Below are 7,603 nucleotides of genomic sequence, written 5' to 3' on the forward strand. Positions count from 1 at the left end.
CCATCAACAACAATAAAAAAGAGCATCTGTGGATGCTCTTTTTTTTGTATCTAGGCGTTAACGATTTTGCTCGGTCTTGAGTAACTTGCTCCATCATTACGATACGGAACAATGTAAGACTCATCATCTTCAGGGTGAACAATCTGATAATACTGCGGTAGGTTGAAATTGATCAGCTTAGAAGACAACGGATTTTCATCTTGTACCGAGGTATAGAAACTATTCACGCTCGCGATCATCTCGTCTTTCTCACCTTTGAACTGATGGTAGACTTCAACGCGATTCGCTTCATCCAGTACATAGATATTAAAGCCTTGCTCACTGTCTTCGAAGAAGAACTGGATCAGACCCTCACTGGCAAACCCATCAACAATTTCAGGTAGCTGGTAATCTTGCTCTTTATCAAGCATTAACAGCGGTGAACCCTTCAACTTGTTGGTTGAGATACTGCGATAGAAGTCGACCGAGTTTTCCAGCATTTGTACCGAAACACCGCGACGCTCAAAGAACAAACCATAAGTTTGTTGACCAATACGCAACGCTTTAAAGCGACGGCGCTTTTCTTGCTCAACAGGTTTTAAGCGTAAATCGATACACTCAGCAAGAAGCTGATACACCATATTACGCATCACACCACGCAGGTTTTTGCTGTAACAGAACACATCAACTGACTCTGGCGGAATCGCATCTTGGTGCATTTTACCTAATACCGTTTTCAAGGCATCCAGCATGGCAGTTTCGCCTTTAAAATGCAGAGTACGTACTTCATGCCAAGAGTTACGATAAACCAAGTCGACACTGCCAACTAAACACTTCAGTTCAGAACCAAAACTAAAAATATCGGTCGTTTTAGGATCAAGCTTAAGTGACTTGCCGCTTAGCTCAGACGTTGGGTCATTCTCGAAGTTGATAAACATCGCTAATTGGCTAATCTCACAAGGACTAGCTAATGCCTGCATCGTAGGACGACGCTTACGTAGTGAGAAGGTATTACGCAAATCACTCACCATCTGATAGAACTTGTCGATATCAAGATGCGCATCGCGGATAACAGAATGCAATCGAGTCGATTCAGTGATTAGACCGTTAAAGAAAGACCAAGCAACAAGCTTACTGAGATATTCGTTGTGCTCTAATGGCGCCTGACCAAGAATGCGGTGTGGTGTGAGAGGTTGCTTATACAAGTACCAGCCAGACTGGTTAGTACGCCCTGGTCTCACTTCAATAAAAGTTAAGTCTGACTCGTGCAAATCAGGTGAAATCTGCGGGTTGAGCAGCGTCACCTTGCCAGGCAGGACTTCAAATGCCGCATATAACTTACGCGCAAGAATACTGATGTCTTGCGGACTGATCGCCGAAGTAATGTCATTGCGACGCGCAAACTGAATCAAGTTACGGTAGCTCTGCATCAAGGCATCAAGCAACGCATGATGTACCACTTTTACTTGCTCCACCTTCCAATTACGGCGGTCATCAAGTTCAGCAATCACTGAGCTATCCCAATCCCACTTCTGCACCATGTCAGAGAGTGCTTCACGTCGCCAAGCAACAGAGCCGACACTTGGCTCACGAGAGAGCTTTTCGTGCGTTTTAAGATAAAAACAACGACGCACAAGATCTAAACGAGTGGTATCACCAATACGCTCTAAATAGCGGGTGACTTTTTCTAGCATCAGATAATACGCATCCATACCATAAAGGTCGGGCTCATGCGCAAAGAAGCGTCGCTTAGTATCTAGGCTAAGGAGTTGAGTGTTAGGGTACTCCCACGAATAAGCTTCAAGCAATATGGCTTTTAAAACTGACTTATATGGCGAGTCGATACTCTTATATAACTGCCATAAGTTAGAGCCAAAATATTCCTCTGCAGGGATTCGATTAAGCTGACCGAAATCGATCCATTTCGAACAATCGATATAACCTTTGCCACAGAGGTCTTTCACGTATTCGTCGTAGCACTCTTCCATTTCAGGAGGAACAATTTGCCACAGTAGACGTTGACCGGCGAGACGCACTGCACTGCGATAGAATTCATCAAGCAGCAGTAAGTGTTGAGATGAACCACAATTGTCACCCGTCATCTCTTCTGAGTGATTTGAACGGAATCGCTCTTCATCCATTAAGAAGAAGTTGGCTTCCACACCCTGCGTTTGAGCCCAATCAGTGATCAGCAAACATTTGTTAGTAAGACTTTCACGTTCGTCACAACTCATGCTTGGCGAAACGCACACCCAGATATCTAGGTCACTGGAAGTACTTTGACCAATCGAGGAAGTACTGCCCATAGTGTACAGACCCAAGATCGCTGGGTTGTCACTGGTAGTAAGCGGCTGACCAATCGTTAGCTGAGTATCTTCAACAAATTGTTGCTGGATGTCATTCAATTCAAACTCGCGAACACCGAATGGTACTTGCGCGTCGAAATAACCAGGGATAACTGGATGATTGAAATGAAGCAGTGTTGGGATCAGATGGAACACACGCTGACTTGGCAAATCCATAAGAGCCAGCGCACGCTCAACACGTTGCTGGTTTAGGTTATCAAGTCTTTTAATTAGCGTCTTGGTGTAAGCCTGCAAGGGGGTTTCCTTGGTTCATATCCTAGATGGCACTTTGACTATTAATTGTTCTAAAGCACCAACAAAACGTGATCAATCTATCACTTTTCTTTGAGTTGGTAAAGAAATGTACGATCGATTCGACACAATTTTGCCCATCCGAAGTTGTCGCTCTTAGTGTGGTACGTAACTTCTATTAATAATAATAGCCTATTTTACAAACGAGACCTTAGTCACACTCTTTTAATCATTTTGTGCTAGCAAACACCTAAGCCTCATGCGGTCGAATAAGCAATAATACTTTTCTAGCTGACAATGGTAGGATTAAGCCATTATTTTGTTATCTGCAGAACACTATGACTCAACAAACTCCAATTCGAATTGCGACGCGCAAAAGCCCTCTTGCCCTTTGGCAAGCTCACTATGTTAAAGACGCTTTAATGGCTGCTCACCCTGGTTTAGAAGTTGAGCTAGTGACGATGGTAACCAAAGGCGACATCATTCTAGATACACCTTTAGCGAAGGTGGGTGGTAAAGGCTTGTTCGTTAAAGAGCTAGAAGTGGCTATGTTAGAAGGACGCGCCGACCTTGCCGTTCATTCAATGAAAGATGTCCCTGTCGATTTCCCTGAAGGTCTTGGTCTGGTGACGATCTGTGAACGTGAAGATCCTCGCGACGCTTTCGTTTCAAATACCTATAACAATATTGATGAGCTGCCTCAGGGTGCCGTAGTAGGTACTTGCAGCTTACGTCGTCAATGTCAGATAAAAGAATCTCGCCCAGATTTAGTAATCAAAGAGCTACGTGGCAACGTCGGCACTCGCCTAGGTAAACTAGACGCAGGTGAATACGATGCCATCATTCTTGCTGCCGCTGGCTTGAAACGCCTTGAACTAGAAGAGCGCATCAAGAGCTTTATCGAACCAGAACAATCTCTACCGGCGGTAGGACAAGGCGCTGTAGGTATTGAATGTCGTCTTGATGACGAACGCCTAATTAAGTTACTAGAACCACTCAACCACAAAGAAACCGCCGATCGCGTACTGTGTGAGCGTGCGATGAACCTCACTCTAGAGGGCGGCTGTCAAGTACCAATTGGTAGTTACTCTCTAATTGATGGCGACAACATATGGTTACGTGCCCTAGTCGGCGAACCTGATGGTTCAAAGATCGTTCGTGGTGAGATTCGTGGCTCTCGTACTGATGCTGAAGCTCTTGGCATTACGCTTGCCAACCAGCTACTCGACCAAGGTGCGAAAGAGATCTTAACCAAGCTATACGCTGAGCACGAGTAACTCCTTATGGCAGTACTGGTCACTCGGCCGGGACAACAAGGCCGCTCGCTATGTAACAAGCTGTCAGAGGTTGGTATTGAAAGCCATCACCAACCTTTGATAGACATTCAGCCCGGAGAGCAACTCGAAGGGCTGGAAACATCCATTTCTCATTTCGATATTATCATCGCCGTCAGTCAGCATGCGGTGACATCTACCGATAGATACCTGCAAAAACTTGAGCAAAGTTGGCCCAATAGCACGACCTACCTTGCCGTTGGTCAAAAAACTGCACACGTTTTAAGCAAAGCAACCCGACAAACAGTACACTACCCAGAAGTCAGTGATAGTGAACATCTGCTACTACAAGACGCCTTACTCTCTATCGCCAACAAAAAGATCCTGATTCTACGAGGCAATGGAGGGCGAGAGTTGATATTCGATACTCTAGTCGCCCGTGGCGCTCAAGTTGAATATCGCGAGGTGTATAAACGAGAAAACCTAGCTTTCCGCTCAGATTTGCTCGTACCTATCTGGCAAAATGAAAAAATAACTCAATTAGTCATCACCAGTTCAGGTCAGCTTAGTTACTTTGTTTCTCAACTAACTGATGAGCATAAGGCCTGGCTGTTTACGCTCCATCTGTATGTACCCAGTGAGCGAATAGCGCAACAAGCACGAGAAGTCGGTTTTAAAGTTGTTACCAACACCTTCAGTGCCTCTAATAAAGTATTACTGGCTGCTCTCCGGCCAAGTGAAACAGGACAATAAGTAATGACCAAAAAAAATAACAACGATAACAATACCCCTGACCAAGAAAAAAAATCGGCAGAGGAAATAAGCAAAGCAACAAACGCGTCTGATACTACTGAAACAAAAGCGGAACAACCGGCCGTTGAACAAGCCTCTCAGCCTGAAGCCAAGTCTGCCGCAACTAAACAACCTGAATTTGAAGAGAAGCAAGGTAAGCGCGGCGTAAAACTTGGCACTATCGCCATTGTCATCTCTTTATTGATAGGCGGTGGTCTCACTTTCCAAATGCAGCAAAAGAACGCTCAATATCAAGCGCAGATAGATGCTCTTCAAGCTCAACTAAAGCAAACTCAAACCAGTGTTCAGTCAGAACTCGATTCAACCAAGCAACAAGCTATTGCCAAAGCGACAGAAATTACCCACCGTGCTGAAACCGTTCTTGAGCAGCAGCAAAAAAGCATCGAAAGCCTACAAGTTGCGGTAGCTGACGTGAAAGGTCGCCGACCAAATGACTGGCTGCTCGCAGAAGCCGATTACTTAGTTAAACTAGCGGGTAGAAAACTGTTCTTAGAGCACGATGCCGTTAGTGCGACCAAACTGATGGAAAGTGCAGACCAAAGAATTGCGGCGCTTAATGACCCAAGCCTAGTGCCTTTGCGTAAATCTATGGCTAACGACATCACCAAACTAAAAACGGTTCCCCTGGTCGACAGAGAAGGCTTAGTGCTGCGCATCACTTCACTACAACAACAAGTGGATAACCTACCATTAGCCAATGCACTATTACCAGAAGCACAACAAGTTGAAAAACAGGTTGTTTCTGAAGATGTAAACGACTGGCAAAGTAACTTAATGACGTCTCTAAAAGATTTCTCAGAGAACTTCATTACGTTTAGAACTCGTGATGGCAATGTCATTCCACTACTTTCTCCACAGCAACACTTTTATTTAAAAGAGAACATTAAAGCTAAGCTAGAGACCGCAATTAAAGCTGTTTACGTCGAGCAGCAAGATATCTACAGCACAGCATTAACGACTGCGGATAAATGGTCAACGACCTTCTTTAACCAAGATTCTAATGAAGTGAAAGAGTTCAATAAGGCGCTTGAACTGTTAAGCAAACAGACGGTGCAAGTTGAGTACCCAGTCAAACTGGAAACACAGCAGCAGCTCTCGGATGTGATTCGTGACCGCTTACGCCGAGAAGTCACCACCCTAGTGACGGAGGAAAACTAATGTTTCGAATTATTTTCCTCTTTGTCGTTCTTGGCTTAGGTTTGTTTGCCGGGACTCAATACGCAGGCCAGCAAGGTTACGTGCTAATCTCCGTAGCAAATAAAACCATTGAGATGAGCGTTACTACTCTGGTTATCTTTGTTATCGCCGCACTCGCCGCTCTATTTGGTCTAGAGTTCTTGATTAAACGAGCACTTAGCGCGAGTTCAGCAACATGGAACTGGTTTAGCGTACGTAAAATGCGCCGCTCACGCCGCTATACAAATGAAGGCATCATCAAGTTGTTAGAAGGCGACTTCAAACTGGCAGAGAAGAAAGTCACGCGCTGGGCAAATCATCATGATATGCCGCTGCTCTGCTACCTGGTCGCTTCAGAAGCGGCACAGGGTATGGGTAACAACCAGCAGCGCGACCGTTACCTAGAGTTAGCCTCTCAGCAGGAAAATTCGCAGCTAGCAGTAGAGCTTACCCGTGCTAAGCAGCAGATCCGTGATGCCAACTATAACGATGCGTTCGATACGCTCTCGAACATAAAGGGCAGCTATCCCAATAACGCTATCGTCTTAAACCTACTCAAACAAGTTTATATAGAGCTAAAGCTATGGCAGCCACTGTTAGATCTTCTGCCTAAATTAGTCAAAAACAAAATTGTCTCTAAAGAAGAGCAAGAGCCTTTGATGCAACGCGCCCAATGCGGACTGCTTAGCGATGTAGCAGAGCAGAAAGGCAGTGAAGGCCTCATTGCCCATTGGAATAGTCTACCGCGTAAGGCGAAAGTAGATGCTCACCTTGTTGAGTGTTTTGCTAAGCAGCTGATCTCGCGCCAAGCAGACAATGAAGCGTTTACTTTAATCAAAGAGACACTTAAAAAGCACCCTAACTCTGACCTCTACGCTCTATTGCCAGAGCTTAAGCTTGCCGATAATCACCCAGTAGTGACCTTCCTAGAAGGCGCTCTACGTAAAGACGCAAATAATGCAGAAGCACACAGCGCCATCGCTCAGTTCCATTTACGCAATGAAGAATGGAGTGAGGCTCAGCAACACTTAGAAAAGGCACTGTCTGTACGCTCTAATGTGTCGGACTACGGTTACCTTTCTGACGCACTAGAGAAGCAGAACTTAACTAAAGCAGCTCATGAAGTGTCGAAGAAGGCACTCACGCTTATCAAAGAACCTGCCGCTTAATAAATCAAATACCAATAACCAAGCCACTCACTCGAGTGGCTTTTTTATATCTAATCAACACGGCGCGAAGCGAAAAACATTAAGGACCACACGGACTTCGTCCTACGGAAAACTGGAGAACTGGAGAACTGGAGAACTGGAGAACTGGAGAACTGGAGAACTGGAGAACTGGAGAACTGGAGAACTGGAGGATTGTGTCTTCTAGGGGACGAGTCCTGTCAAAGCCTTCTAAACCCTCGGCTCTATCAACTTAATTTCAACGCTCACTTCTCGCAGGGCGAAGCCCGCTCTCGCATCTCAAGCGAAGTGTTCCATAGGGCGTAGCCCGTTCCATCTCCCCCTTAAACGCAAGAAGCCCGTTGCGTCAGTAACGGGCTTCTAAAACGACAAAACCCAGTCCGAAGACTGGGTTTTTAAATAAGTGGCTGACGGCCGGGGTTGCGGGCAACCGGGACTCGTTGGTCGCAGACCAAAATAATCCCGCAGATACAAAAAGACCTCAGCATTTCTGCTGAGGTCTGGAATAAGTGGCGGAGCGGACGGGACTCGAACCCGCGACCCCCGGCGTGACAGGCCGGTATTCTAACCAACTGAA

Annotated in this window: 5 protein-coding genes; 4 read left to right on the plus strand and 1 reads right to left on the minus strand. The window is 45.7% G+C overall.

What is annotated here, in order from left to right:
• Positions 1 to 50 precede the first annotated feature (50 nt).
• Positions 51 to 2,579, minus strand: a complete 2,529-nt coding sequence (locus AC5O63_RS21975) for a class I adenylate cyclase (RefSeq protein WP_494506249.1) — start codon at positions 2,577 to 2,579, stop codon at positions 51 to 53.
• A gap of 335 nt (positions 2,580 to 2,914) precedes the next feature.
• Here AC5O63_RS21975 and hemC point away from each other — a divergent pair, with 335 nt between their 5' ends.
• From hemC to AC5O63_RS21995, 4 genes are read left to right on the plus strand one after another with little or no spacing between them, the layout of a single operon-like run.
• Positions 2,915 to 3,853 carry a hydroxymethylbilane synthase gene (gene hemC, locus AC5O63_RS21980; RefSeq protein WP_494506250.1) on the plus strand — a complete coding sequence of 313 codons (939 nt, stop codon included), beginning with the start codon at positions 2,915 to 2,917 and terminating at the stop codon, positions 3,851 to 3,853.
• A gap of 6 nt (positions 3,854 to 3,859) precedes the next feature.
• Positions 3,860 to 4,603, plus strand: a complete 744-nt coding sequence (locus AC5O63_RS21985) for a uroporphyrinogen-III synthase (RefSeq protein WP_494506251.1) — start codon at positions 3,860 to 3,862, stop codon at positions 4,601 to 4,603.
• Positions 4,604 to 4,606: 3 nt separating this feature from the next.
• Positions 4,607 to 5,821: a uroporphyrinogen-III C-methyltransferase gene (locus AC5O63_RS21990; protein ID WP_494506252.1), complete on the plus strand. Its 1,215-nt coding sequence runs from the start codon at positions 4,607 to 4,609 to the stop codon at positions 5,819 to 5,821.
• The gene (locus AC5O63_RS21995; protein ID WP_494506253.1) at positions 5,821 to 7,008 is read left to right on the plus strand and encodes a heme biosynthesis protein HemY; all 1,188 of its coding nucleotides are present in this window, start codon (positions 5,821 to 5,823) and stop codon (positions 7,006 to 7,008) included. The genes AC5O63_RS21990 and AC5O63_RS21995 overlap by 1 nt, the downstream gene beginning before the upstream one ends.
• Positions 7,009 to 7,603: the final 595 nt, after the last annotated feature.

It is taken from the genome of Vibrio sp. SCP2 (assembly GCF_059295395.1).